The sequence below is a fragment of the Streptomyces ambofaciens ATCC 23877 genome (assembly GCF_001267885.1).
Lineage (GTDB): Bacteria > Actinomycetota > Actinomycetes > Streptomycetales > Streptomycetaceae > Streptomyces > Streptomyces ambofaciens.
In genome coordinates this window covers 56813-81319 of the sequence record NZ_CP012383.1, presented here as the reverse complement: position 1 = coordinate 81319, position 24507 = coordinate 56813, and the positions used below count along the sequence as shown (strand labels likewise).

The 24507-nt window shown below is 68.4% G+C and carries 33 protein-coding genes; 22 read left to right on the top strand and 11 right to left on the bottom strand.

Annotation, left to right across the window (positions count from 1 at the left end; genetic code table 11):
- Window positions 1-91: 91 nt before the first annotated feature.
- The 15 genes from SAM23877_RS36700 to SAM23877_RS41910 all read left to right on the top strand — a co-directional run bounded on the left by SAM23877_RS36700 (window position 92) and on the right by SAM23877_RS41910 (window position 15533).
- Window positions 92-565 carry a phage tail tube protein gene (locus tag SAM23877_RS36700; protein WP_053143395.1) on the top strand — a complete coding sequence of 158 codons (474 nt, stop codon included), beginning with the start codon at window positions 92-94 and terminating at the stop codon, window positions 563-565.
- A 94-nt stretch (window positions 566-659) separates the two neighbouring features.
- Window positions 660-1184 (top strand): hypothetical protein, encoded by a 525-nt coding sequence (locus SAM23877_RS36695; RefSeq protein WP_053143393.1) that lies wholly within the window; start codon window positions 660-662, stop codon window positions 1182-1184.
- Between the two features lie 26 nt (window positions 1185-1210).
- The gene (locus SAM23877_RS36690; protein ID WP_053143391.1) at window positions 1211-1549 is read left to right on the top strand and encodes a hypothetical protein; all 339 of its coding nucleotides are present in this window, start codon (window positions 1211-1213) and stop codon (window positions 1547-1549) included.
- Window positions 1550-1564: 15 nt separating this feature from the next.
- Entirely contained in the window at window positions 1565-5935 is a 4371-nt protein-coding gene (locus tag SAM23877_RS36685) for a hypothetical protein (RefSeq protein ID WP_053143390.1), read from the top strand.
- Complete coding sequence (locus SAM23877_RS36680; protein WP_079030872.1) at window positions 5932-6825, top strand: phage distal tail protein; 894 nt, start codon at window positions 5932-5934, stop codon at window positions 6823-6825. The genes SAM23877_RS36685 and SAM23877_RS36680 overlap by 4 nt, the downstream gene beginning before the upstream one ends.
- A 70-nt stretch (window positions 6826-6895) precedes the next feature.
- Window positions 6896-7783, top strand: a complete 888-nt coding sequence (locus SAM23877_RS36675) for a hypothetical protein (protein WP_159042076.1) — start codon at window positions 6896-6898, stop codon at window positions 7781-7783.
- Window positions 7783-8877, top strand: a complete 1095-nt coding sequence (locus SAM23877_RS36670; RefSeq protein ID WP_053143384.1) for a hypothetical protein — start codon at window positions 7783-7785, stop codon at window positions 8875-8877. The genes SAM23877_RS36675 and SAM23877_RS36670 overlap by 1 nt, the downstream gene beginning before the upstream one ends.
- Window positions 8878-8879: 2 nt before the next feature.
- Window positions 8880-11315, top strand: coding sequence for a hypothetical protein (locus SAM23877_RS36665; RefSeq protein ID WP_053143382.1), 2436 nt, complete (start codon window positions 8880-8882; stop codon window positions 11313-11315).
- A 5-nt stretch (window positions 11316-11320) separates the two neighbouring features.
- Window positions 11321-11515 carry a hypothetical protein gene (locus tag SAM23877_RS39980; RefSeq protein WP_159042075.1) on the top strand — a complete coding sequence of 65 codons (195 nt, stop codon included), beginning with the start codon at window positions 11321-11323 and terminating at the stop codon, window positions 11513-11515.
- A gap of 130 nt (window positions 11516-11645) precedes the next feature.
- Window positions 11646-12041, top strand: coding sequence for a hypothetical protein (locus SAM23877_RS36660; protein WP_053143380.1), 396 nt, complete (start codon window positions 11646-11648; stop codon window positions 12039-12041).
- Window positions 12042-12989, top strand: coding sequence for an N-acetylmuramoyl-L-alanine amidase (locus tag SAM23877_RS36655; RefSeq protein WP_174532318.1), 948 nt, complete (start codon window positions 12042-12044; stop codon window positions 12987-12989).
- A 31-nt stretch (window positions 12990-13020) separates the two neighbouring features.
- Window positions 13021-13395 carry a hypothetical protein gene (locus SAM23877_RS36650; RefSeq protein WP_053143379.1) on the top strand — a complete coding sequence of 125 codons (375 nt, stop codon included), beginning with the start codon at window positions 13021-13023 and terminating at the stop codon, window positions 13393-13395.
- Window positions 13396-13402: 7 nt separating this feature from the next.
- On the top strand, window positions 13403-13849 hold the full coding sequence (locus SAM23877_RS36645) for a hypothetical protein (RefSeq protein WP_053143377.1): 447 nt from the start codon (window positions 13403-13405) through the stop codon (window positions 13847-13849).
- On the top strand, window positions 13846-14208 hold the full coding sequence (locus tag SAM23877_RS36640) for a hypothetical protein (RefSeq protein WP_053143375.1): 363 nt from the start codon (window positions 13846-13848) through the stop codon (window positions 14206-14208). Before SAM23877_RS36645 ends, SAM23877_RS36640 begins: the two co-directional genes overlap by 4 nt.
- 2 nt (window positions 14209-14210) lie before the next feature.
- Entirely contained in the window at window positions 14211-15533 is a 1323-nt protein-coding gene (locus SAM23877_RS41910; protein WP_053143373.1) for a collagen-like protein, read from the top strand.
- Here the strand turns inward: SAM23877_RS41910 and thyX are convergent, their stop codons facing one another.
- A complete protein-coding gene (gene thyX / locus SAM23877_RS36630; RefSeq protein ID WP_053143425.1) occupies window positions 15534-16268 on the bottom strand; it encodes an FAD-dependent thymidylate synthase in 735 nt (244 codons plus the stop codon).
- Window positions 16269-16360: 92 nt separating this feature from the next.
- On the opposite strand from thyX, the gene SAM23877_RS39975 reads away from it, so the two are divergent.
- Window positions 16361-16534 carry a hypothetical protein gene (locus SAM23877_RS39975; RefSeq protein ID WP_159042074.1) on the top strand — a complete coding sequence of 58 codons (174 nt, stop codon included), beginning with the start codon at window positions 16361-16363 and terminating at the stop codon, window positions 16532-16534.
- A gap of 38 nt (window positions 16535-16572) precedes the next feature.
- Entirely contained in the window at window positions 16573-17154 is a 582-nt protein-coding gene (gene dcd, locus SAM23877_RS36625) for a dCTP deaminase (RefSeq protein WP_053143370.1), read from the top strand.
- 59 nt (window positions 17155-17213) lie between these two features.
- On the opposite strand, the gene SAM23877_RS36620 is transcribed toward dcd, so the two are convergent.
- Genes SAM23877_RS36620 through SAM23877_RS38740 form a run of 8 tightly spaced genes read right to left on the bottom strand, consistent with a single transcriptional unit; the run spans window position 17214 to window position 19600 of the window.
- Window positions 17214-18107 carry a hypothetical protein gene (locus SAM23877_RS36620; RefSeq protein ID WP_053143368.1) on the bottom strand — a complete coding sequence of 298 codons (894 nt, stop codon included), beginning with the start codon at window positions 18105-18107 and terminating at the stop codon, window positions 17214-17216.
- Window positions 18108-18118: 11 nt separating this feature from the next.
- Complete coding sequence (locus SAM23877_RS36615) at window positions 18119-18301, bottom strand: hypothetical protein (RefSeq protein WP_053143366.1); 183 nt, start codon at window positions 18299-18301, stop codon at window positions 18119-18121.
- Between the two features lie 10 nt (window positions 18302-18311).
- Window positions 18312-18473, bottom strand: a complete 162-nt coding sequence (locus SAM23877_RS39970; protein WP_159042073.1) for a hypothetical protein — start codon at window positions 18471-18473, stop codon at window positions 18312-18314.
- 11 nt (window positions 18474-18484) lie between these two features.
- The gene (locus tag SAM23877_RS39965) at window positions 18485-18655 is read right to left on the bottom strand and encodes a hypothetical protein (protein ID WP_159042072.1); all 171 of its coding nucleotides are present in this window, start codon (window positions 18653-18655) and stop codon (window positions 18485-18487) included.
- A gap of 7 nt (window positions 18656-18662) precedes the next feature.
- Entirely contained in the window at window positions 18663-18839 is a 177-nt protein-coding gene (locus SAM23877_RS39960) for a hypothetical protein (RefSeq protein ID WP_159042071.1), read from the bottom strand.
- Between the two features lie 11 nt (window positions 18840-18850).
- Window positions 18851-19141, bottom strand: coding sequence for a hypothetical protein (locus SAM23877_RS36610; protein WP_053143364.1), 291 nt, complete (start codon window positions 19139-19141; stop codon window positions 18851-18853).
- Between the two features lie 11 nt (window positions 19142-19152).
- Window positions 19153-19398 carry a hypothetical protein gene (locus tag SAM23877_RS36605; protein WP_159042070.1) on the bottom strand — a complete coding sequence of 82 codons (246 nt, stop codon included), beginning with the start codon at window positions 19396-19398 and terminating at the stop codon, window positions 19153-19155.
- Window positions 19379-19600, bottom strand: coding sequence for a helix-turn-helix transcriptional regulator (locus tag SAM23877_RS38740; RefSeq protein ID WP_079030871.1), 222 nt, complete (start codon window positions 19598-19600; stop codon window positions 19379-19381). Before SAM23877_RS38740 ends, SAM23877_RS36605 begins: the two co-directional genes overlap by 20 nt.
- A 93-nt stretch (window positions 19601-19693) precedes the next feature.
- Between SAM23877_RS38740 and SAM23877_RS39955 the strand changes: the two genes are divergently transcribed.
- The 5 genes from SAM23877_RS39955 (at window position 19694) to SAM23877_RS36585 (ending at window position 23142) form a co-directional block, all read left to right on the top strand.
- Window positions 19694-20314: a hypothetical protein gene (locus SAM23877_RS39955; protein ID WP_159042069.1), complete on the top strand. Its 621-nt coding sequence runs from the start codon at window positions 19694-19696 to the stop codon at window positions 20312-20314.
- Complete coding sequence (locus tag SAM23877_RS36600; protein WP_053143360.1) at window positions 20311-21144, top strand: hypothetical protein; 834 nt, start codon at window positions 20311-20313, stop codon at window positions 21142-21144. Before SAM23877_RS39955 ends, SAM23877_RS36600 begins: the two co-directional genes overlap by 4 nt.
- A gap of 107 nt (window positions 21145-21251) precedes the next feature.
- Window positions 21252-21512, top strand: coding sequence for a hypothetical protein (locus SAM23877_RS36595; RefSeq protein WP_053143358.1), 261 nt, complete (start codon window positions 21252-21254; stop codon window positions 21510-21512).
- A 131-nt stretch (window positions 21513-21643) separates the two neighbouring features.
- Complete coding sequence (locus tag SAM23877_RS39950; protein WP_159042068.1) at window positions 21644-22069, top strand: DUF6221 family protein; 426 nt, start codon at window positions 21644-21646, stop codon at window positions 22067-22069.
- Window positions 22066-23142: a tyrosine-type recombinase/integrase gene (locus SAM23877_RS36585; RefSeq protein ID WP_053143354.1), complete on the top strand. Its 1077-nt coding sequence runs from the start codon at window positions 22066-22068 to the stop codon at window positions 23140-23142. Before SAM23877_RS39950 ends, SAM23877_RS36585 begins: the two co-directional genes overlap by 4 nt.
- Here SAM23877_RS36585 and SAM23877_RS36580 read toward each other — a convergent pair.
- Both SAM23877_RS36580 and SAM23877_RS36575 read right to left on the bottom strand, forming a co-directional pair.
- Complete coding sequence (locus tag SAM23877_RS36580; RefSeq protein ID WP_053143352.1) at window positions 23139-23363, bottom strand: hypothetical protein; 225 nt, start codon at window positions 23361-23363, stop codon at window positions 23139-23141. The two genes, SAM23877_RS36585 and SAM23877_RS36580, sit on opposite strands and share 4 nt — an antisense overlap.
- Before the next feature lie 38 nt (window positions 23364-23401).
- Window positions 23402-24259, bottom strand: coding sequence for a hypothetical protein (locus SAM23877_RS36575; protein ID WP_053143350.1), 858 nt, complete (start codon window positions 24257-24259; stop codon window positions 23402-23404).
- Window positions 24260-24507: the final 248 nt, after the last annotated feature.

Below are 24507 nucleotides of genomic sequence, written 5' to 3'. Positions count from 1 at the left end.
CCCCACGCGGACGCCACCACCACAGGTGGCCGCCACACCACACGTGTAGCAGGGGCCCCACGCATTGGCCCCGTATCCGCAAGGGGCCAACATGGCAAGGTTCAACCGCAAGGGCGTCACGAAGATCTACTGGATCCCCGCCATCGCCGCGCCGACGCTCATCCCGACCGGCGCGGAGATCGACGCCGGCACCGACTACACCGGGCAGATCAACGCCATCGACGGCTTCAGCCTCGAGAACACGCCGATCGAGACCCCCGACATGGAGTCCACCTTCGTGTCGAAGATCGGCGGCGACGACTCGGCAGCCGATTCCAGCCTGACCTTCTACGAGGACAGCTCCCTCGACGACATCGAGACTGACCTCGCCAAGGGAACCAGCGGCTTCGTCGGCATCTTCTCCAAGGGCCTGACGACCGGCAACAAGGGGATGGACATCTACCCGGCCACCGTGGTCAGCAACTCCAAGGCATACACCACGGACAACGAGGCCGCGAAGATCACAGTTCAGTTCACGATCACGGACCGGCCGCTGTTCAACGGCACCGTCCCGACCCTGACCTGATCCCGGCCGCACCCCACAATCCCCCGGCCGGGCCCGACGTACTCGGGAAGGGCGCCGCGCGCCCGGCCGGGCCTTCCCACAGGAGACCCGCCACATGACCAGCAGCTGGGACGCCCTCCAGAAGCGCCTCGACAGCATCAAGCTGCCCACCGCCACGTTCACCATCTGCGAAGACCCCGACCTGCGCCAGCAGCTCCTCCGCGCCAAGGCCGCCAACCAGCAGGCCACCGACCGCCTCAACGCGCTCGCCGACGACGCCGACCCCGACGTCAAAGCGCTGGTGCAGCGGGACGCCGACACAGCGAAGACGGACCTGGCCGCGGCACAGAAGGCATTCGACAAGGCGTCCGTGACGCTCAAGTTCACGGCATTGGAGCGGAAGGCCCTGGAGGACCTCCAGAAGGCGCACCCGCCGACGGAGCAGGGCGAAGCCGACGGCGAGGACTTCCTGCTGGACACCTTCGCCCCCGCCCTGATCTCCGCCGCGTCCCTGGACGGCATGCCGGTCGAGTACGCCCAGCACTGCCTGGAGTCGTGGTCGTCCGCCGACGCGACCGCCCTGTGGCGGGCCGCCTGGGGGATCCAGCACCAGCAGCGGACCGACCTGGGAAAAGGCTGATCGATGCCCCGGATTTCCGTGCCGAGATGGAGCTGTGCCGCCAGTACCGCATCCCGCACAGCTTCTACCGCGGTCACGGAGACGGCACCTGGTCGGACCTCGACCGCCGCAAAGCCCGCGCCTACGAGCACTACCTCCGGCAGGTCTGCCCGACCTGCGGCACCCGCCCCGAGGAGTGGGACGAGGACGCCGGCGGCGACGAGGACGCCTACCGGGCCACCACCCACCGCTGCATCGGCTGCCAGCTCCTCCAGGACCGGCAGAAGGAAGTCCCCGACGGCGATGAGGGGCACGGCGTGAAGGTCGCCCTCATCCCCACCAGCGTCCACGCAGCCCTCGCATTCCAGCAGTCCCACCAGCACTAGAGGAAGGAGCCCGCCGTGTCCGAGTGGAATCTCAGTGTCCGGCTGACCGGTCAGGGCTCCGACCTGGCATCGACCCTCCGCGATAGTGCGAAGGAGGCCCGCAAGCTCAAGCGCCGCATCAAGGAAGCCCGCCAAGAACTCGCCCTCCTGCGGGCCGCTGCAGCAGACGACATCACCGTCCGGCTGGACGTTGACGCAGCGCACCTCCGCTCCGATGTCACTGATGCGCTCAGCGCAGCGGGATCCGGGCAGGGTCTCGGCGTCCGCCTCGACATCGACGCTGCTCATCTCCGCGACGACGTCAACGCGGCCCTTACGAGGGCAGGCGACGGGCAGAGCATCCGCATTCGGCTGGACCTGGACGCCGACCACCTCCGCAGCGAAGTCACGTCCGCCCTGACCACAGCAGGCGCCGGCCAGGGCCTCGCCGTGAACCTGCGCCTCGGCAACGCCATGCAGCTCAGGCGGGAAGTCGAGGACGCCGTCCGGTGGGCGGCATGGGGGCACCGCATCGAGATTCCCATCGGTCTCCGCGACCCGATGCAGCTGCGCCGGGACGTCTCCGACGCCGTGCGGTGGGCGTCCATGTCGCAGACCATCACCGTCCGCGTCACCCCCGACACCAGCGCCCTCCGCGGTCTCGGCTCCAGCATCGGCGGCGGATCGGGTGGAGGAGCGAACTTCGGCCTCGCCGGACTGCTGCCCATCGCAACCGCCGCGATCCCCCTCATCGCGGGCCTGGCCGCCACCCTCGCACCGCTGGCCGGGATCCTCACCGCCACCGGAGGCGCAGCGACCGCGTTCGGCGTCGCGTTGGCCGGGCAGATCGGCCCGCTGAAGGAAGCCGCCGAAGCGGAGAAGGCGTACAAGGACGCCGTCCGTGACCACGGTGCCGCCTCCGCCGAAGCGGCCGAGGCGCAGCTCGCCTACCAGCGGCAGATCGCCGCCCTGCCCCCGGAGACACAGAAGGCCGCGGCCGCCCTGTCGAACCTGAAGACCCAGTTCGGTGACTGGTCGGACGACATGGCCGCCTTCACCATGGAGCCCGTCACCAAGAGCTTCGCCATCCTCCAGGAGCTGCTGCCCCACCTCAGCCCGCAGGTGGAGTCGTTCTCCGGGTCGATGGACCGGCTGCTGGACGTCGCCGGCGGCGCCATCAGTACCCCGGGCTTCGATGCCCTGTCGGACAAGGTCGCGGCTCTCACCGACTCCAGCCTCGATTCCTTCACCGACCAGGTCATCCACCTGCTGCGTGTCGTGTCCGAGGGCGGCTCCACTGATGGTGCTCTCGGTCAGATCCTCGACTACGCCCGTGAGAACGGGCCCGAAGCCCGTGCGGCGATCGACGCGATCGGTGACGCGATCAGCACCCTGGCAGCGGGAGCGGCCGAGGCCGGACCGTCGATGCTCACCCTCGTCACCGCCGTCGCCAACCTGGTAGCGGCGCTTCCGCCGGAACTCGTGGGGATCCTCCTCCAGGTCGCGGCGGGCCTGAAGTTGATCCAGCTTGCCGGGCTCGGTGCCGCCGCGGTGTCCGGTGCGGTGGGCCGCCTGTCCACGTCGATCGCGACACTCGGCGCCACGTCCGCCGCCGCCGGTGGAGGCATCGCAGGCTTCCGGGCCGCGGTCGCCTCCCTGTCGGCCGGAGCCCGGTTCGGTGCGGCCGCCGCCGGTATCGCCGCGATCGTCTTCGCCCTGCACGAGCTGTCCGACAACAAACCCGCCGTCCAGGTCGACGAGCTGTCCACCAGCCTGAACACCCTGATCTCCACGGGGAAGACCACCGGCGTCCTGAGCACGAACCTGGACGAGATGGCCGCGTCCATCGCGATGGTGTCCAAGGGCGCCTCCGACAACAAGCTCGCCCAATGGACGTCCGACTTCGGGACGTGGGTGGGTATCGCCGAGGGGCCCGGTATCTCCACGGCGAAGAAGAACATCGACGCGTGGGACCAGTCGATGGCCAACCTCGTCAAGTCCGGGAACCTCAAGCAGGCCAAGGAGCAGTACGACCTGCTGGTGAAGCTGTGGAAGACCGCCGGCGGCGACATGGGGGAGCTGAAGGAGGCCACCACCGGCTACACCAACGCTCTCGCCGACCACAAGTTCGAACAGGAGATGGCCGCCCAGTCCCAGGGCATCTTCGGTGAAGCGGCCCAGCAGACCGCCTCGAAGCTGGAAGCGCAGAAGGCCAGCGCCGACGGCCTGCGGCAGGCCATCGTCGCCCTGAACGACGTCAACCGGGCCGCCGGGTCCGCGATGTCGGCGTTCGAGCAGTCCATCGACGACGCGACCGCCGCGGCCAAGGAACACGGCAGCGCCCTGAGAATGCGGGACGGGGAACTCGACCTCGGCTCGCAGAAGGCCCGGGACGCCGAGGAAGTCCTGAGCGCACTCGCCGCGAACACCGACGCGGCCGCGACAGCGGCCCGGGAGCAGGGCCGGTCCTGGGAGTACGTCACTGGCATTCAGGAACGTGGCAAGGCGGCATTCGTCGATGCGGCCTCCGCGATGGGCCTGTCGAAGGCCCAGGCCGAAGCGCTCGCCTCCTCATATTTGAAGATCCCGGACTCGAAGACGACGACGTTCGAGATGCGCACCGAGGACGCGATCGTCGGCCTCGAATCGGTGATCTCCGCGATCAAGAGGACGCCCGGGTCGAAGAGTGTCACGGTCAACGCGCTCACGTCGGACGCGGTCGCGCTCCTCGAGGAGCTTGGTTTCACCGTCACACGGCTACCCAACGGCAAGTTCACGGTGACGGCCAACACCGCCACGGCCAAGGAACGCCTCGCCGCCGTTCAGGCCGCACGGGACGCCCTGAAGAACAAGACGATCACCATCTCTGCCCGGGACGCCGCATCCCAGGCCGCCCGAGCCGCTGCGGCCGCGATCGCTGCGGTGAAGTCCAAGCAGGTCACCATCACCGCCCGCTACCGGACCATCGGTATCGAGGGGACCGTCGGCCGGAACAACGCCAAGATGAACGGCTACGCCCAGGGCGGGATCGTTGACTACTACGCCAAGGGCGGCATCCGGGCGGGCAACGTGTCGTTCTTCGCCAACGGCAGTGACGACCGCCCCGACCAGCACCAGGCGCAGATCGCCCCGGCCGGCTCGTACCGGGTGTGGGGTGAGCGGGAGACTCAGGGCGAGGGGTATGTGCCTTTCCGACGGTCAGCGCGCCCTCGGTCCCGACGGATCACCGAGGAGATCGTGTCCCGGTTGGGCGGAGACCCGCGCAGCATCGACTGGTACGCCGAAGGCGGCATCTCCAACTGGCAGTACGACCCGGTCTCCGGGTCCCTGTACTCGCCGTCCGACGCCATCGCGGCCGGGAAGAAGACGAAGAAGGTCAAGGGCAAGGAAGTCGAGTACTTCGACCTCGCCGCGGTGGAGAAGAAACTCTGGAAGATGGGCGAGGCCACCGTCGCCTGGAACCGGAACCTGGAGAAGGTCGCCGACCGGGCCGGCGGTGACGTGGCCCGCGCTCTCGCCTCCATGGGCGATGAGGGTATGGCGCTCGCCGCGAAGATGGCCAAGGGCACCGACAAGTACGTCGCCTCCATGTCGATCGCGCTGCGGCGGATGATGCAGGAAGCCCGCGCCCAGCTGTCCGACTTCACCGAGCAGCTCGACCACGCCACCGGCAGCAACCGGATCTTCCAGGACAACCTCGCGAAGCTGGCCGCGATGGGCTACGGCGACCTCGCCTCCCATCTCGCGGGCAAGGGCGACCAGGCGTCGATGGAGCTCGCCGCGGAGGCCGCGAAGAGCCCGTCGAAGGCGAAGAAGGCCAACGACGAGGTCAAGCAGGCGAAAGCGCAGCTCACCCCAGATGAGATGAGCAAGCTCATCGAGATCATCGCCGCGATCACCAACAAGAACGTCGGTATCCACCAGGTCGCGGACAAGACCGGCCTGGGTGAGGACGAGATCATCGAGGTCGGCAACAAGTCGAAGACTCGCCTGCATCAGCTCCTGGGCGGTAAGGCTGCCCGGTTCCTCTCCGACCTGATCAAGGCGAACAAGGGTCAGGCGTACGAGAACGGCGGCATTCGGGCGGGCCTGTACGCCACCCAGGGCGGCATCGTGCGCTTCGCGGAGCCCTCCACTCGAGGCGAGGCCTACATCCCCCTCGGGCAGAACAAGCGGGGCTCCGCCACAAGGGTCCTCGGCGACGTCGCCAGCAGGTTCGGTCTCGGCCTCACGGACGGGCAGGCCGGCCGGGTCGTCGTCATCCGTGAGCAGGGCCCCCTTGTTGGCGAGTCCCACTTCCACATCGGCGACCGCCAGTCCGACCGGGACCTGGCCCGCACGATCGAAACACGGCAGGGATACCAGCTGCGGCGCCTCGCCCGCGGAGGAGTGGGGGCACGCGGATGAGTACACCTGTGGAGCTGATCGACGGCCAGCACGAGCTAGCCGGCGTCCTCATCGGCAAGGGCACGCCCGTGGTCATCGCGGCGATCGAAGGGCTCGGGCGGGCGCCGCAGCGCACCGCGGACGTGGAGCCGCCGGGCGAGGACGGGCTGTGGCTGGGCCCCGACTATTTTGCCGGGCGGACGATTCGGATCGACGCCGGCATCAAGGTTCCGGGCGATGAGGCCGGTGCGCTCGCCGTTCACGCCGAGCTCCAGGACGCCGCCGACGACGAGGCCGTCCGGCTTGCCGGTGGCGCCACCACCGACCTCCGCCTGAAGTTCCCCGGCCGCCCGGCCCGGATCGTCCGCGGCCGTATCCGCACCCTGGACGCCGACCTCACCAAGGCCATCCACGGCTGGATCCCCCTGGACATCGAGTTCACCGGCCAGGACAGCCTGTTCTACGACGAGCAGCAGACCACGTCCATGCCCCTCGGCGGCCTCACCCAGGGCGGCCTGACGTTCCCCTTGGTGTTCCCGTTCACGATCGAGTACACGGCGGGCGCGGTGGGCCGGCCCGGGTTCATTGACACCGCGGGCACGGCGCCGACATGGCCGGTGCTGCGGATCACCGGGCCGTGCGCCAACCCCACGATCAAGCATGTCGGGACGGGCAGGACGCTGACCGTGCAGGGCTCTCTCCTCGCGGGGGAGTGGGTGGAGATCGACACCCGGCCCGGCTGGCGGACCGTCCTCCGCAACAACGGCGGCGGCATGCCCCTCACGGCGCAGTCCCGCATCGACCAGTTCCGTCTCGACCCGGGCCTGAACGAAATCCACTGGAACGCGACCGACCCCACCCTGACCAGCTCTCTCGCCGTCACCTGGTGGCCGGCGTACAAGGCCCTGTGAGGCACTGATGGCACTCGTACCTGTCCCCATCGCGACGCTCGGGGCGGAGCACTCCGCGCAGCAGTTCCGCATGATGATCAAAGACCTGGCGCGGGACAACCAGGGCGTCACCACCGGCAGCGACCTCAAGGTGACGGCCCTGTCGACGCCCGGCGCGGGCGTGCAGATCGGTGACGGGTCCGCGGTCATCGCCGGGAAGGTCAGCCCCGTTCAGGGCTACTACAACGCCTACAACATCGGCGCCGACACCGTAGATATATCCGCGACGGGCGGCACGGGCCGCTCCGACATGCTGGTGCTGCGGGTCGAGGACCCCGAGTACGAGGGCACCCGCGACCCGGCGGTGGACCCGATCGTGTTCTTCGAGGTCATCCCCAACGTGTCCTCCAGCGCGACCACGGTCCCGGCCGGCTACTCGGCGATCCCGCTGGCCCGGATCGACATCCCGGCTTCCACGGCCACCATCACCAACACCATGATCAAGGATCTGCGGAAGGTCGCCAACCCGCGCCGTGAACGCTCCCTGTACCAGCACTTCTATTCCGGAAGCCTCGTCGAACTCACCGGAACAAGCACCACGTGGAAGGATTTCCCAACCACCGCGAACTGGCAGATTGCCGTACCCGCGTGGGCTGGCCGTGTGAAAGTCGTCTTCACCGTGGCAGGACTACGTCTCACCAACGCCAATGTCGTCGGCGGTCTGACCTTCACCTTTGGGGCCAAGCAAGCCGCGCAGGACGTCCACATCGACGACAACCAGAACGCCGGAGTGCGACGTATCACGCTCGTAAACGCGGACACCATGTCTCTCACAGACACTCTGGGCGCGGCAATGCGCGGCACCAACATCATCCTGAAGTCGCGGATGCGGACCGCGTCCAACAATCAGGGCAACATCGGCGTCGACATCGCAACGACGTTCATCGCAGACGTCGAATTCGAAGAAGCCGCGCTCTGATGAGCCACTGGCGGTTCTGGACACAGCACGCTCTGACCGGCGTGCAGCTCCACCCTGCCCTGCCCCTCGCGAAAGCCGAGTTCGGCAACGAGTTGAACGGCCCCGGGGAGCTGCGCGGCACGCTCTCCCCGCGGTTCGTGAAAGCCAACGTGGCCTCGCTCATACCCGGCAAGGCGGTCATCTACGCGGAGGCTGACGGGTACCTCCGATGGGGTGGCCTGATCTGGGACATCACCGCGCAGGACGGCGAGTGCCAGATTGAGGCGGCCGGCTGGTCGTCGTATCTGACGAAGCGCCACGACACCCACGGCGAGCTCAAGGCCCGTGGCCCTTACGTGTACACGGACCCGTGCAAAATCATCCGCGACGTGTGGGCGTATGCGCAGGAGCAGCCCGACGGCAACCTCGGCGTCGTTGTCGACTCGACCACTTCGCAGATCACGGTGGGCACGCCCGCGGAGCTGTGGCACTCGTACTGGTACGAGAACCCGAATCTCGGCGACCACCTGGACGATCTGGTGTCGGAGGAGGGCGCTCCGCAGTACACGAACACCTGCCGATACCTCACGAACGGCCTGGTGGAGAAGCGTCTGAAGCTGGGTTACCCGCGGCTGGGGGCCCGCCGCACCGACATCAGCTTCCGGACGGGCGTGAACATCATCGACGCCCCGCCCGTCACCTACAGCGGCGACGACTTCGCCAACGTCATCATCGCGACCGGCTCCGGGGAAGGCACCGCCACCAAGCGGGCAGAAGCCCCCTCCCGCGACGGAGGCCTGCGCATGGAGTCCCTCCTGGCCCTGCCTACCGTCAACGGCACCGATGTTCTGGGGAAGCGCGCGGCCGCAGAGCTGAAACGCCGCAAGGTCATGGGCCAGGTCGAATCCATCACCGTCCGACACCACCCCAACGCACCCCTGGGGTCGTGGCAGATCGGCGACGACGTCCACGTCACCGTCAACAACCAATGGACCAGATGGTCGGGCTGGGCGCGGATCCTGTCCGACTCCTACCGGCCTACCGAAAGCCCAGATCAGGCGGTGCTCACCCTGAAGCGCGCCGATTCCTTCCACTATGGCCCCGCGGAGGCGTAACGATGGCCCGAGACTTCGCAACGGAACTCGCCCGACTCGACCAGCGCATCAAGAACATCGAGAAGGGGCAGCGGTACGCACACGGCGGCAGCATCGAGAACAACGCCCTCCAGGTGAGGGACGGCGACGGCAGCCTCCGCGCGATCCTCGGCGTGCAGAGCGACGGCACGACCGCCGTGAACATCGTCAACGGGCCCCCGCCACCCGTGCCGGCCGCGCCGATCCTCGGCTCCGTCCTCGGCGGGATCACCGTCTCCTGGAACGGGACTTTCGCCGATGGCGCGGTGCCGCCGCTGGACTGGCAGCGCGTCGAAGTCCACGCCTCCACCGAGGACGGCTTTATCGCCAGCCTGGAGACGCTGAAGAGCACGTTCGAGACTCCGCAGGGCGGCACGGTCGTCGTCGCCTGTGACGAGCCCGTGTATGTGCGGCTGATCGCCCGGAACACCTCCGGGACCGCCTCGGAGCCGACGGCGCAGGCGGGGCCGCTCGGCCCGTCGCCGGTCGTCGCCACGGACATCCTCGACGGCATCGTCACTACCGTGAAGCTCGCCGATGATGCGGTCACGCAGGCGAAGGTCGCCGCCGGCGCCATCGGCACCACCGAGATCACCGACAATGCGATCACCACCCCGAAGATCGTGACAGGGGCTGTACAGACGGCTCAGATCGACGCCGGAGCGGTGAACACCGACAAGCTCGCGGCAGGGTCGGTGACCACCCTGAAGCTGGCCGCCCTCGCAGTAACGGCAGACGTTCTCGCCGCGAACGCCGTCACCGCAGGGAAGATCGCCGCCGGGGCCGTCACCACCAACGCCCTCACCGTTGGCATCGCCCAGTCCATCGGGCAGAAGCTCACCGACTCCATGGCCGATGCCACCGCGTGGCAGCAGGTCGCGGACTCGGGCACGTGGCAGGTCCTCACCGGCGTCACCGACGCGGGCACCGGCGGCACCGTCTTCGAGGTGACCGGCCGCACCGCCCTGGAGCACCGGCAGAACATCCCCTTCGACCCGGATGCCCTCTACAAGGTCACGGTCCGGGTGCGCACCACGGTCGCCCCGACCACCGGAACGCCCACCGTCTACCTGGGCCTGGCAGGTATCGCCGCGGACGGCACGACGCGCGTCAATGTCACAGGCGCGAACGACGTGGCGCTTCAGCACTACGTGGTGGCCAGCAACCAGACGATCGCCGTAGGCACCGCATGGACGACGATCACCGGCTACCTCCGAGGCCACGCCGCGGTAGGCGTGAACGGCACGAACACGCCGCGTCCCGACCCGAAGACGCCGGGCCTGGCCCACGCCGGCGTCCGCTACATCCGGCCCCTGATCCGTCTGCTGTACGGGTCGACAGCGGGCGGCGTGCAGCAGGTCGACCTGGTGGCCGTGGAGACCGTCCCCACCGGCGTCGTCAACTCCGTGAACATCGCCGACGGGGCCATCACAGCCGTCAAGCTCGACGCGGACGCCATCACCGGTAAGACCATCACCGGCGGTGAGATCAACGGATCCACCATCACCGGCGCCCTCATCCAGACCGAGGCGACCGGCGAACGGATCACCCTCAACGAGGCCGACGCCAACAAGGTCCTCGTCTACAACGACGACAACGTCGCAATCAACGAACTGTCCGCCCGGGGACTCCTCGTACAGGGCACCAGCGGCGCCGTGATGTGGCTCGCCCCCAACCTCACCTACCCGGCGCTCCTCCTGTACAACGCGGCCGGCACAAAGGCAGCGAACGTCGCCGTCTCGGAGCCGGTAACCGGGGACGCCAACCTGGAGATGGTCTCCGGCCCGTTCTCCGCCAACGGCTACAACCAGATGGTGTGGCGTTCCGTCCTGGCCCGCGACGCGGCAGTCATCGAACGTCTCGCCGCAGACGCCACCCCGTCCGCCCGCCGCATCGGCGGACGGATCTTCATGAACGGAGCCTTGGCCAACTTCGGCTACGTCAACGAAGACACGCCCGCCGAAACCACCACCTTCATCGCGGAGCCGAACCTGGCGACCGTCGGCAATGGCCGCCTGGCCGTCTCCGCACCCGCCAGCTCCTTCAGCGCCCTGTACGTGGAAGCTGGGGTTGCCCACACCGGCTACCTGTTGCGCCTCTTCCGGGACTCAGCGAACCGGTTCACCGTCGACAAGGACGGCAACACCACCGTCTCCGGAATGCTGACGACCGGAAATCAGGCCGTTGGCCGCGTCACCATCACACCATCAGCGGCGAATACGCCCACCAGTACCACCGTCACCTACGCCCAACTCAAGGGCACGACCTTCGACGGGTTCGCCTGCTCAGCCACCACAGTCCCCGGAACTCGCGTCACCGGAGTTTCCATGTCTGCCGTGTCCGCAACGTCAGCGGTCGTATGGATGACCCGAACCGACACCAACGCCACGAGCGTCAGCTGGCAAGTCATAGGGAGATAACTCAAATGAACGAAGAACCCACCCCCGTCATGCTCGTAGCAACCTGCCGCACCAGCGGATGCTCCATCGAAGGGCTGTCGATCACAGCACCCTACTACCCGAACGCCACCGAACCGACCTACCGGGCAGTCTGTGGTGAATGCATGCAGACCATAACCGACCTCTCACCCATCCCCGACGATGACGAGGGGAACGAATGACGGGCTAGCCCTCTACTCTGAGATCAACCGGGTGACCCTCCATCCACACGCTCCACCCCCGAGGGACGGCCGCACCACAGCGGCCCGCCACACTGCAAACCTGGGCGCGGGGAGTTCAGGAGTACGGGCGATGCCCGATCCGAAGCGGCAAGACGATCAGACGGCCGCCCGTAAGCAGGACGACTCTGCTCCCACCGCCACACCCGCCGTCGCACCGGCGCCCGCCCCGGTAGAAGCCAGCGACCACAGCGGCAGGCTCGAGCCGTACCCGGGCCCGGAGTTCTTCCACGGCGGCCGCTACAGCCCCGTCATCGCCGCAGCCGGCGCCCGCCTCACCCGCGAAGGCCACAACCCGGCAGGCAAGACCCTCGGACCGGACTGGACGACCGCACACCGCGACGCCTGGAAGTCGTTCCAGCAGGAACTGCGGCCCAAGAGCGGCGGCGACACCAGCGGCATCCCGGACGAGACCGCATGGAACCGCCTCCACGTCCCGCGCGTCAGTCCCCTTCCCAAGGAGTCCTGAATGGCCACACCCATGTCCGCCGACGCATTCATAAGGGCGCTCAAGGCCGAAGGCCTCACCGTCGTCGAAATCGGCAACTGGCGCAACCACAACCGCAACAGCAAGGGCCCCTGGGGCCCTGTCCACGGCGTGACGATCCACCACACCGTCACCAAGGGCAGCGCCCGGACCGTCGACCTCTGCCGCAGAGGACACAGCGCCCTACCCGGCCCGCTGTGCCACGGCGTCATCACCAAGGACGGCAAGGTCCACCTCGTCGGCTACGGCCGAGCGAACCACGCAGGACTGGGCGATCCCGACGTACTGCGCGCCGTCATCGATGAGAAGACACTCCCCGCCGACAACGAAGCGACCGTCGACGGCAACCGCCACTTCTACGGCTTCGAGTGCGAGAACCTCGGCGACGGCGACGATCCCTGGCCCGCCGCCCAACTCGAGGCGATCGAACGTGCGGCGGCCGCCGTCTGCCGCCACCACGGCTGGGACGAACGATCCGTCATCGGCCACCTTGAGTGGCAGCCCGGAAAAGTCGACCCGCGCGGCTTCACCATGACCTCCATGCGGCAGCGGATCAGCAGTCGCCTGGACAACGGCACGCCCACCACCAGGCCCCCGAAGCCTTCGGAGCCCAAGCCCTTGCCGAAGCCGACCAAGCCCGTCGTCGACCTGTCCAAGCTGGTTGCCGCCGCCCGCTCCGACCCCGCCGCCAAGGGCACCCCGGTCACGTACAGCGGCGTCCGCACCGTCGAAGCCGCCCTCGTAGACGCCGGACTCCTCTCCAAGAGCTACTCGGACGGTCACTTCGGCACCACGACCGTCACTGCGTACGCCGCCTGGCAGCGGTCCAAGGCTGGTGGCAGCTACCGCGGCAAGAACGCCGACGGCATCCCCGGCAGGGACTCCCTGACCCGCCTCGGCAACAAGTACGGCTTCACCGTCGTCGTCTGACCATCCCACCCCTGCTCACTAGGAGAGACCTGTGAAGACCACCACCCTGCTCGGGCGTGAGCCCGCAGTCTGGGCCGGCCTCGTCGCCGTCGCCGTCCAGTTCGTCGCCGCGTTCGTCATCGACGTCAACCAGGACACCCAGACCGCCGTGAACGTCACCGCGGCCGCACTCCTGGGCCTGCTGGTCGCGTTCAAGGTCGGTGACGGGCAGGTCGCCGCCCTCACCGGCTTCGCCCAGGCCGCCCTCGCCCTCGGCATGAACCTGGGCCTGGACTGGTCCGCCGACCGGCAGGCCGCGGTGATGGCCGCCGTCACCGTTATCGCGCAGGCCTTCGTCCGTACCCAGGTCACGGCCCCCGTAGCGCGCGAGAGCGTCAAGGTCGTCTCCGCAGTCCGAGAGGTCTGACCCCCGGATGCCCCCCTGCCGCGCGGCCCGGTGGCTCAGTGCGCATCTGGGCCGCCGCGGCAAGTTCCTGCTGATCCTCGGCGTCGGAAAGACCTGCTGGGGCGTCAGCTTCCTCGTAGCCCCACCAAGCCCAGCCGGCCTCGAACTCCTGACGAGCATCTGCGACCTCGAGCACTGGTCCTGGCTGTGGATCGTCTGCGGGATCGTCACGACCATGTCAGCGTTCATGAAGATCGGCCGTGACCGGCTCGGCTTCTGGACCGCGCTACTTCCCCCCACAGTGTGGGCACTCGCCTACGGGGCCGCAGTCATCAGCGGCCACTACTCACGCGGCGCCTATGTCGCTATCTGGTACCTGACCTCCCACGTGGGGGTCATTCTTTGGGCGTCCACGGTCCCCGAGCATTCGGTCCCCCCAGCTCCGCGGCGCGCCCAGAAAAGCGAGGGCGCATGAACGTGACCGAGTGGATCGGTCTCATCACGGCCGCAGGGAGCATCCTCGGCGGTGGCGGCTTCTTCGTGGCACGGGCCACGGTGAAGGCATCCCAGGCGACCGCTCGAGCGAATGAGGCCGTTGCCACGATCCAGGCGAATCCGCAGGCCAAGGCCCAGGACTTCGCTGTTCTTCAGGCGACGGTGCAGCGGGTCGACGAGGAGAACGGCAAGCTCCGCCTGCGGCAGTCCCGGCTGGAGACGCTGCTGCGGGCGTTCGCGTGGACGACGGACCGGTGGGCGCGGCAGATGCACCACGCCGGTATCGAACCCGAGCCCGCTCATCCTCTGGTCGATGAGTACAACCGAACTGGAGTCTGACCATGACCACGGTGACCGGGAAACTGATCGGGGCGGCGTCTCCGCAGCGGGTGGAGATGCGGGCAACGCTGGTCGACGTGACCGGGAAGCCCGCGGTCGGCTACGTCGCGGCCGCGCCGGGCCCGGGGGAGCTGGTCCGGCCGGTGGCCATCACGCCCGAGGAAGACGGGGCGTGGCAGGTGGACCTCACCCCGAACGCCGGTGTCGAGTCGGTGGTCGGGGACACACTGTGGGCGGTCCAGGAAGGGCGTGCTCTGGACGGCACCCCGATCATCACGCACGTCCTGGTCCCGGACACCGGCACCTGGTGGGTGGGGGACCTGCGCGTCGACCTGTCCGACACTCAGACCGGGCAGGGCACCGTCGTCTACGCCCCCGGACCCGCAGGCCCGCAAGGACCGGCCGGACCCGCAGGCGAGACAGGACCGCAAGGCGACCCGGGCCCCACGGGCGCCACCGGACTCCAGGGCGAGCAGGGCGATCCCGGCCCCCAGGGAGAGCCCGGCCCCAAGGGCGACACCGGAGACACCGGCCCCCAGGGACCGCAGGGAGACCCCGGCCCGAAGGGCGACCCGGGCGAGACCGGACCGGAAGGACCCGCGGGTCCTCAGCCGCCCCTCGGCGCCGCCGGCACCGGCCCCACCGTTGCGCTGCGCTCCGACGACCCCACCACCACCAACCCCCGCACCCCCACAGCCCACGCCGCATCGCACGCCACCGCAGGCAGCGACCCGATCACCCCGGCCAGCATCGGCGCCTACCCAGCCGCCGACGGCAACACCCTCAACACCTACGTCACCGACCTGCAAGTCCGTGTCGGCGGCGAGTTCGGCCTCGAGAACCGGGCCACAGCCGTGGAAGCCTCAGTCACGGAGGTGGAGACCTCCCTCGCCGGGAAAGCCGACAAGGCCGGCGCCACATTCACCGGGCCCGTCAACGTGGCTGGCGACAACCTCACCGTGGCCCGCGGCGACGGAGAGGGCGCCTACCGGTTCCGGGTCACCGGCGGCGGCATGGACCTCGAGGTCGCCGGCATGGACGTCATCGTCTCCACCTGGGCCAACCCGGACTTCACCGGCGCCCAGAACGCGATGATGCGCTGGGAGCCCGCGGGCCCGCACCTGATCGGCCGGGTGCAGGTCGGCACGAATCCGTACGACGTCGTGTTCGACCTGGATGCGGCGGGCGGGAAGCTGGGCTTCTTCGGGGTTGCGGCGGTGGCCCGGCCGGTGGTGTCGGGTTCGTGGGCGGACGGGACCGCGGCACAGAGTGTCCTGGCGGCTCTGGTCGCGCTCGGCCTGGTCACGGATACGACGACGGCCTGACTAGGGGGCGACGCGGCCGTTCGCGTTGAACGCCGCGTGCGTGAGGGGCATGAGCTTGGCCCACTCGGCTTCCATGGCCTCGCCGACCATCTCGATCTCCCGCTGCGGGTACGAGGGTGTGGCCGCGTCGGGGTGGGTGGTGCGCAGGCCGAGGAAGTGCATCAGCGACCGCGCGTTGCACGTCGCGTAGGCCGACGAGTACAGGCCCACCGGCAGTACCGACCGGGCCACCTCCCGGGCGATCCCCTCACAGAGGAGCCGCTGGTAGAAGGCGTACGCCTGCCGGTACGACGCCTTCATCGCCTTCCGCATCGCATAGTGCTGATCCGGGCTGCCCTCCACGAACCGGTACTGGCCCGGCTTGCCCTCCTGGACCAGCTTCCGGTCGTAGCCGGGGACGTAGAAGACGGGCTCCAGCTCCCGGTAGCGGCCTGATTCCTCGTTGTAGGACCAGCCGACGCGGTGCCGCATGAACTCCCGGAACACGAAGATCGGGGCGCTGATGAAAAACGTCATGCTAGTCGCCTCGAACGGGCTCCCATGACGATCTCGCATGAGGTAGTTGATGAGGCCCTTGGAGCGCTCGGGGTCGGTGCCGATCTGGTCGAGGGACTGCTCGCCGAGGGTGGAGACGCGGGCGGACCAGAGGACGTGCGCGTCCTCCGCGGTCGCCTTGACCAGCTGCACGGTGACGTCGCTGCGAAACGTGGGCTCAACCGGGGGCTGCTCGGGCATGGGAAGGGCTCCGATCACGGGGAAGGGCGGTACCCCCAGTGTCCCGGCGATGGTCGGCCGGTGTTCCCCCTGCACAGTCGTACGATTCCAGGGTGAACGTCACCGCTGAGAGACCCGCCCCGCCGGCCCCCGAGTGCGCACCGTCGTACGTCGGGCCTTGCGTGAAATGCCAGCACCCCACCCACCGGTACGGGCCCGGCGGGAACCCCCTGTGCGTGCTCTGCAAGAAGGAACTGGAGGCGTGGCGGGAGCAGCAGAAGAAGTAGGGGGAAGGCGGCGCCCGAGCCGGTCGTAGGCTCGCGGCGTGCTCCTCTCCGACAGAGACCTCCACGACGCGATATCCCGCGGCCAGCTCGGCGTCACCCCGTACGAGGAGGCGATGCTCCAGCCGGCCAGCATCGACGTCCGCCTCGACCGCACCTTCCGAGTGTTCGAGAACCACCGGGCGTCCCACATCGACCCCGCGGTCCAGCAGGACGACCTGACGCGCCTGGTCGAGGTCCCCGACGGCGAACCGTTCATCCTGCACCCCGACGAGTTCGTCCTCGCCTCCACCTACGAGCGGGTCCGGCTGCCCCGGTACCTGGCAGCCCGATTGGAGGGCAAGAGTTCGCTGGGGCGGCTGGGCCTGGCCACGCACTCCACGGCCGGGTTCATCGACCCCGGGTTCGAGGGCCACGTCACGCTGGAGCTGTCGAACCAGGCCACCCTGCCCCTGCTGCTGTGGCCGGGCATGAAGATCGGGCAGCTTGCGGTGATTCAGATGACCAGCCCGGCGGAGCACCCGTACGGGAGCGCGCTACGCGGCTCCCGGTATCAGGGCCAGCGCGGGCCGACCGCCTCCCGCTCCTGGCAGAACTTCCACCATACCGACCTGCCCAGATAGGGTCAGACGTGACGGGGCCCCGGCTGCTTTCCTCAGCCGGGGCCCCGTTCGCGCGGTGGTCAGTACTGACTCTCAGACCATCCAACGGCCTCAACGCCGGACGAGTAGCCACGTCCCGGCGTGACAACTCCTGTCGGCGCCCAACCGTCGTCGATGAACTTGCGGGCCACGTCGCCCGGCACCCAACGGTCGCCGCGCTCCGGGTCAGACATCCAACCGGCCAGATCATCGGCTGTCGCGAACACGGGGCTGACGGGCGAGCCTTCGCTCACGGTCTCCCAGAGCTGCCAGCCGTCGCCCTTCGGCGGGTCCGTGGGCTCCCACGCTTCGGCCTCGGCGCGCTGTCCCTCGTACTTCTCCATACTGCCGTGGCCCTTGCAGGTCGGGCACCGGGTCTCGACACCCTCGCGCTCGCAGCGGGCTTCGATCACCACGTGGGCGTTGATGCTGTCGTGTCCCATGCCGCGCAGTGACCACTCGTTGACCTCGGCGGCCGTCGGTGCGACCGACGGTTCCTTCGGCTGCCAGCCGTCCTCGCGGCTCCAGGTGTGAGTGAAGTCGCGAAGCCGGTCAGCGGCGACCAGCGCATCCACGTCCTCTTGGGAGAGGTGGTGGGACCACTGGCCGTTCCACAGGCTCGCCAGCCGCTGACCTTCGCGCACGATGGCGGCCTCGCCGCTGCCGTAGTAGTCCGGCGCCTGGGTGACGTTGCGCTCGGCGAACGCCCTCACGCCTGGGCTGTCGTGGCGCCACGGCGTCGACCCGGTGCTGGCCGGGTCGAACGGCAGGTAGCCGTACCAGAGGTCATACAAGTTCTGGGCCTGCGGCGAGTAGCCGTTCTTGCAGTCGGAGCAGTCGACTTCGTCGAAGCGGTCGGGCATCAGGAAGCCCTCCCAGACCTTGTTGAGCGGCCATTCGAAGTCGAGCGGTACGCGGCGGATCTCTCGTCCCATGGTCGGTGTCCTCACTTCTCGGTGACGCGTTGGCAGGCGGGGCAGGTGATGGGGCTGTCGTCGTCCAGGAAGTCCCCGGGTTCGGCGTTCCGGGCGCAGGCGGTGACGCGGTCGGCGTGGCCAGCCGCGTAGCCGACGGCGTGAGTGTGGCGGCCGCGCGGGAGTCGCACCCGCTCCGGCCAGCTCGTGGTCATGGTCGTGTCCTCACTTCTCGGTGGCGCCGCAGCGATTGCAGCGCGCGGGACCGGCAGTCGGGTAGTCGTGCTCCGGGTGGGTGGGCTCGTTGTCAGGGCGGCAGTGGTCGGTGATCTCGGGGTGGCTCTGCTTGCCACCACCCACGGGCGGCATGTAGGCGGTGTAGGCCATGATCGGTGTCCTCACTTCTCGGTGGCGCGGTCGGCGGCGTCGAGCTGGTCGGCCTCGTCGCGGAGGGCGGCGGCCTTCTCCAGCCACATCCGCTCGTCGTCGGTACGGGGGCCGGCCGTGACCGGAGGCACGCGGTTCTCCAGCTCGGCGGCACGGGTCCGGAGTTCGGTCGGAGTGCTCATGATGGCCTCACTTCTCGGCGACGCTGAGGGACAGGCGGTGCATGAGGGTCTGCGCGGAGCCGACGTCACCCTTCTCGATGAACCGCAGCGCGCGCAAGATCTCCCTTCGGATCTCCCGGTTCTCGCTCCGCAGGTCGCTGTTCGTTGCTTCCAGCGACGCGATCCGTGACTCCATCTCGCTCATGGTCGGTTCCCTCACTTCTCGGTGGCGCGGCACCCGAGGTCCTGGTCGACCACGCGGCGGTGTACGTCCCGTAGGGGCGACGTGGACTGGAAGAAGTCGCCGCGACGGTACTCCCGGACCTCCTCCCCAGCGCTGTCGGTGAGCCGCAGGTAGCTGATCGCCCCGTAGGCGCGGAACAGACGGACGGCGGACTCCTCAGCTTCCGCCTGCGAAGCGACCGGGCGGGCCGGGAGGTTGGGGGTGGGGTACTGCTGGTGGCGTCCGTCGCGGATGCCGCCGGTGATCGGGTGCAGGGTCAGCATGGTCGGTGTCCTCACTTCTCGTCGATGTTGCGGATGGCGGCCTGGGCCGCGCGGATCTCGTCGGCGCGCACGGTCTCGAAGTGCCACCACCGGCCGCCCTCCCACTGCTCAACCCGCGCAGTGTCGGCGGGGCTTTCCTCACCGAGGGAGGCACGAACCAGCGCGTACGCCTTGGCCTCGCTGGTGTGGTCCGACTCGGCACGCACGTCCGGACCCGTCACGATCACACGCCACGGCTTACGGGGCTTGGTCGGCATCCTCTGTCCCCTTTCTCGTCTGTCGCTTCGGGTGCTTCTCGCGCCACTCGTCTACGCCGTGCTCTGGCCAGAGGGACGTCCGCCCAACCTTCTTGGGCTTCGGGAAATCCGGTGAGCGGTTGGCCAGGTTGTACAGGCTCTGGCGGTTGATGCCGAGCCGTTCTGCTGCTTCGTCGGAGGTCAGGTAGCCGGTCAGGTCCATGGGTTCAGCGTAGGCGGGGCGGAGTAGCTTGACTACTGCTACGCTTAGAGTATCTCAACTACTCCAATGTGTCTGCACTCCGGAAGGACGGGCATGAGGACACTGCACGAACGGATGGCCGGCAGCCTGCTGGACCAGATGCTCTACAGCCCAAGCGCCGCGCAGGCTTTGGCTCAGACCCGCCAGGATCTGCGCGGTGACCGGATACCCGCCGCATACAGGGATCGCATCGGCCAGACGCTCCGCCGGGCTGCCTATTGGCCCCCGGTGCAGGCTGCGGCCTTCCTGCGCGTGCACACCGGCCTAATGTCGGGCGAATTCGCCGTATCGCTTCTGGAGGTAGGGGAGATACCGCTAGCCGACGCCGCACGAGAGACGAACGCCGAGCGGCTGAAACGACTGCACCCTGCCTTCTCCGCACGATTGAACGCCGACCAAGCCGGAGCGGATGCTGACGGGGAACTGTGCTGGACTCAGCCCATTCGGGCGCAGCGCTCAACTGGTTCGGCACCTACGCAAACCGATGACGGACGCAGTCGGGCCGAGATAGGCCCCTGCGAGATTCCTCCCGGTTGCGTCCCCTTGGAGGTTGGGGCGACCCTCCCCAGCCGGACCCTTCTACACCTGATCAAGCACGGCGGAGTGGCGCGCTGGCCGTACGAATCAACCGTCGTCGCCCTGCTGTGGAACGCCCAATCTGGAGGTGCTGCATGACGACGCCAGAGACGCAGCGGGCCTACGACTTCCAGCGTCGTAAGTTCCAGGACTGGTGTGAGAGCCGGAGCGAAAGCCCTAGGCCCTGCACGATGGAAGCGTTTTCCGCCTACATCGAGTACCTGATCAAGGTGCGCCGGATGTCCCCTAACACGGTGGATCTGGCTTGGTACGCAATACGAACCTGGCAGCCCCACGGGCATTGGTTCGACACCACGTTGACTCGGGAGATGTGTACCCGCTGGAAGATGGAGTGGGAGTCGTCGTCCACCCGGCGCACCCCGAAAAGCGTGCCGATCGACGAGGCTGGGCTGCGGGCCATGCTGTCCACCTGCCGTGACGATCCTGCTGGCCTGCGGGATGGCTGCCTTCTCACGTTGGCATGGGGCACGGCCAACCAGGCAGGGGAGCTGTCACGGTGCACGGCCGACGCCGTACACCTGATGCACGACGGCGTCCGGGTCCGGCTACCTGGAGCAGAGACCAGCGTCTTTGTGCGTGACAGCGGCGACCAGACGACCAGCGTGCTCAGGTTCACCGATGGCTGGCTGGGAACGCTGGCCGGCCTCGGCCAGGCCGAAGGACCCTTGTTCCGGCAGATCGACCGCTGGGGGAACATCGCCGCGAAGGCTCTGCTGCCCGGTGGCATCGACATTGTCGTGCGCAGCCGAGCCAAAGCAGCGGGCATGGAAGCTCCGGGGATCAGCTTCCGAAGTCTCCGCATGGGAAGAGTGACCCTTCGCGGGGCGTCCGACTTCACCGAGGACGACGTGTCGACCTTCGGCCGGTGGGAGCCGCCAGAGTTCGACGTCCTGTATCCGGCCCGCTAGCGTCCTGCGGCAGAATCGCTCCAGGAGAAGCGCATAACGTGTGTTCCGCGTGACGGGCGCTGCACTCAGTCGTTCCACGGTTGCCGATACGTGCAACAGGAGGCGCCGTGCCGCAGCAACAGAGGATGTCCCGGCTAACGCTTGATCTGGATCGCCAGCAGCATCGCAAGCTGAAGGCGTGGTCGCAGCAAGCAGCCGAGAACGTCGGACTCGTGGACGTTCCGATGGCAGTAGTCCTGCGCTGGCTTGTCGCGACGCTCACGATGGAACCGGACGATGACGAGTACAGCCTGCTGGCCAGGGAGATCCAACGCGCGGTGCTGGAGCATCTGCGTGACCCCGAGGCGCTTGCTCAGAATCGTTCCTGACGAAGAATCGAACACGTCGAACAGGTCCCTGAACAGGTGTCAAGGGAACCTCGGGCCCTCACCTACTACATAATTACTGTTATGTGGATCTCCCGTATGGGCGGGGGACCGAACCAACCAAGGGGCCATCCGTGGACGACCCGCTGCGCTTCCTGCAAGACCGACTGAACGACGACGAGACGTTCATGCGGGCCGCCATCCGACTCCGCGAGAGCGGAGCCATCGTCACCTCCACCGAAGCCACAGAGGGCGCCTTCGCTCTGGCGGAGGTCGTCCGGAACGACCCCGACACCGCCGCCGCTCTCACCCTCTTCACTGGCACAGGAACCCGAGCGCCAGGCGAAGCCGAACGCGTGCTTGTCGAGGTCGAGGCCAAGCGACGCATGCTGGCCCGGCACACCCCGCACTCCATGGGACAGTGCACAGAGTGCGAAGCACCGCACTGGGGTGTGCTGGTCTGCAATCACTGCCAACGGGCGTGGCCATGCCCCGACGTCCGTGACGTAGCCGCTTCATACACGGATCACCACGACTTTCCGACGGAGCTTCGGCCATGACCGAGCTCGTCCCGAGAGCGCGCGGCGGCCAACTCGCCGCGCGCACCCGCAGCGCCGCCGACGACTGGCCCTCCGAAGCCCTCGACTTCGCCACCGAGTTGGCTGGCCACTACCCGGCAGGCGACCCATACCCCGGTCTCGTAGGCGCCTGGATTGCCCGGCAGAAGACGAAGAACACCCGGCAGACGTACGTCCGCCAATACCGGGTGTGGGACACCTACGCCCGCGAGACCGGCACCCACCCGCTCCAAGCCCGCTTCCCCCTCGCCGAAGCGTTCTCCCGCCACCTCGAAACCGCACCCACCATGGTCCCCGTCAAGGGCGGCCACCGCGGGCAGAAGGCCCCCACCGGTCCGCCCCGCTCCGACGCCGCCCGCGCCAACCTGCTCTCCGCCTGCTCCAGCTTCCACAAGTACGCGGTCCGTGCCCTCGGAGACGGCATCGACCCCTTCGACCTCGTCGCCCGCCCCGAGTTGGACCAGGACGGCTCCGACACCCAAGGCAGCACCGAAGAAGAGTCCGCGCGCCTGCTCGCCGCGGCCTACGAGGACGGACCCCGCTCCTACGCCCTCCTGCTCGCCATCTACACCGTGGCGCTACGCCTCGACTCCGCCCTCGGCGCCCAAGCCGACGACCTCGGCTACGACAAGGGGCACCGCATTCTCAACGTCCGCCTGAAGGGTGGCCGCCGCAAACCGAAGGTCGTCCCACCGGCCACCGGGCACGCCATCGACGTCTACCTCGCGGGCCGCACCACGGGACCACTGTTCCAGACCCGCAACGGCAACCCACTGGACCCGGCCTACGTGTGGCGCCTCGTGCGGCGCCTAGCGGCCAAGGCGGGTATCGCCAACGCGGCCACCTTCCACCCGCACGTCCTCAAGCACGACGCCGTCACCCACGCCCTGGACGCGCCCGACGCCAAGCTCCACCACGTGCAGGACTTCGCCGACCACAAGGACCCGCGGACCACCCGACGCTACGACCGCCGGCGCGGCCGCCTCGACAACAGCCCCGGCTACCGCATCGCCGCCCGAATTGCCGAGCGTCTTCCGGGCGGGGACGAAGACTAGGCGGCGGCAGGGGTGCGTGTCGGGGTCTGCCCCCAGCGGATCTTCTCGGCCGCTTCTTCCTCGTCGACCAGGAGCCGGCCTTCGCCGTGGCAGTCGTCGCACTTGTCCCAGACGAGTTCGGGCTCGTCGTCGCCCTCGGTCGTAATGCGGATGTATTGCAGGTTCCCGTCCCCGTCGCATTCGTCGCACGTGAACTCGTACTCGCCCGCTACCAGCGTCATCGCGGCACCTCTCCCCGGTGTGTGGGTTGTGATCCTACTCAGCCGGGGGGCGTCTCCCAGTACCCGGTGTGGGCGATGGTGTCGGCGGTGACGGGTGGGGTGCGCTGTGCGAGGAGGGGGTGGAGGGCGGCGATCTGCCGGATGATCAGGTTGGGGTATCCGGAGTCGAGGGGGCCGCCGCCTTGGACGGTGATGAGGGTGTGGACTCCGTCGGCGGGCTTGATGCGGTGCGGCAGGTATTCGATCAGCGCGGCCACGGTCAGCGGCTCCAGGACGTGTTTCTTGCCGACGGCTTCGTACTCGTAGTCGGGGGCGCGGACTTCCCAGACGCCGGTGCCGAGGTCGTAGAGGTGGCGCATGTCGACGCGGGCGACCTCCGCCGGGCGCAGGCCCTCGAGGAGGAGGTAGGCGATGAGGCGGTCGCGGCGGTAGTGGCGGGCGCGGTCGGGTCCCCACATGCCGATGCAGATGAGGAGGACGTTGCGTTCCATGGGGGTGAGCCGGCGGGGGGTGCCGGCGTCGCGGTCGACGCCGGAGCGGAGCATGGTGAGGTCGGGGGCGAGGCGGATGGCGCCGCGGTCTTTGGCGGCTTCGTAGTACTGGGTGATGGCGGTGATCCGCCGGTCGTGGGTCAACGCGGCGGCGCGATGGTGTTCGGCGACGTGGGTGAGGGCGTCGGGCCCGTCGAAGGGCCGTCCGTCCAGGTGGTCGGTGAGGAGGGTGCCGGCCCAGGCGGCGATGTCCTCGATGCCGCACCGGTAGGGGTTGACCGGGGGACGCTGATCTTCGCACCAGGTGAGCCAGCGGGTGACCTCGCGCCGGTACTCGATGCGGCTGGAGGATCGCAGGTTGGTTGCGGTGTCCAGCCAGGTGTCGAGGAGTGCGCGGGGTTCCATGGGCCCTATTGTGCCCGCACCCCACACCAGATCAAGATCCTCAGTAAAACCTCGGGACCACCACCCACTAGGGGATGTCGCGTGGGCGAGGGGTGGGCTGGGTCCGCGCCGTACACCACGATGGGGCTGCTGGGTGGGGGTGTCCCGAGGTTTTACTGAAAGATCAGCATGGTGGTGGGAGGGCGGTCCGGGCGGGGTTCCGCAGGTCGTAGAGGCACCGTATGACGGAAGACCGGCCCGCGTTCCCC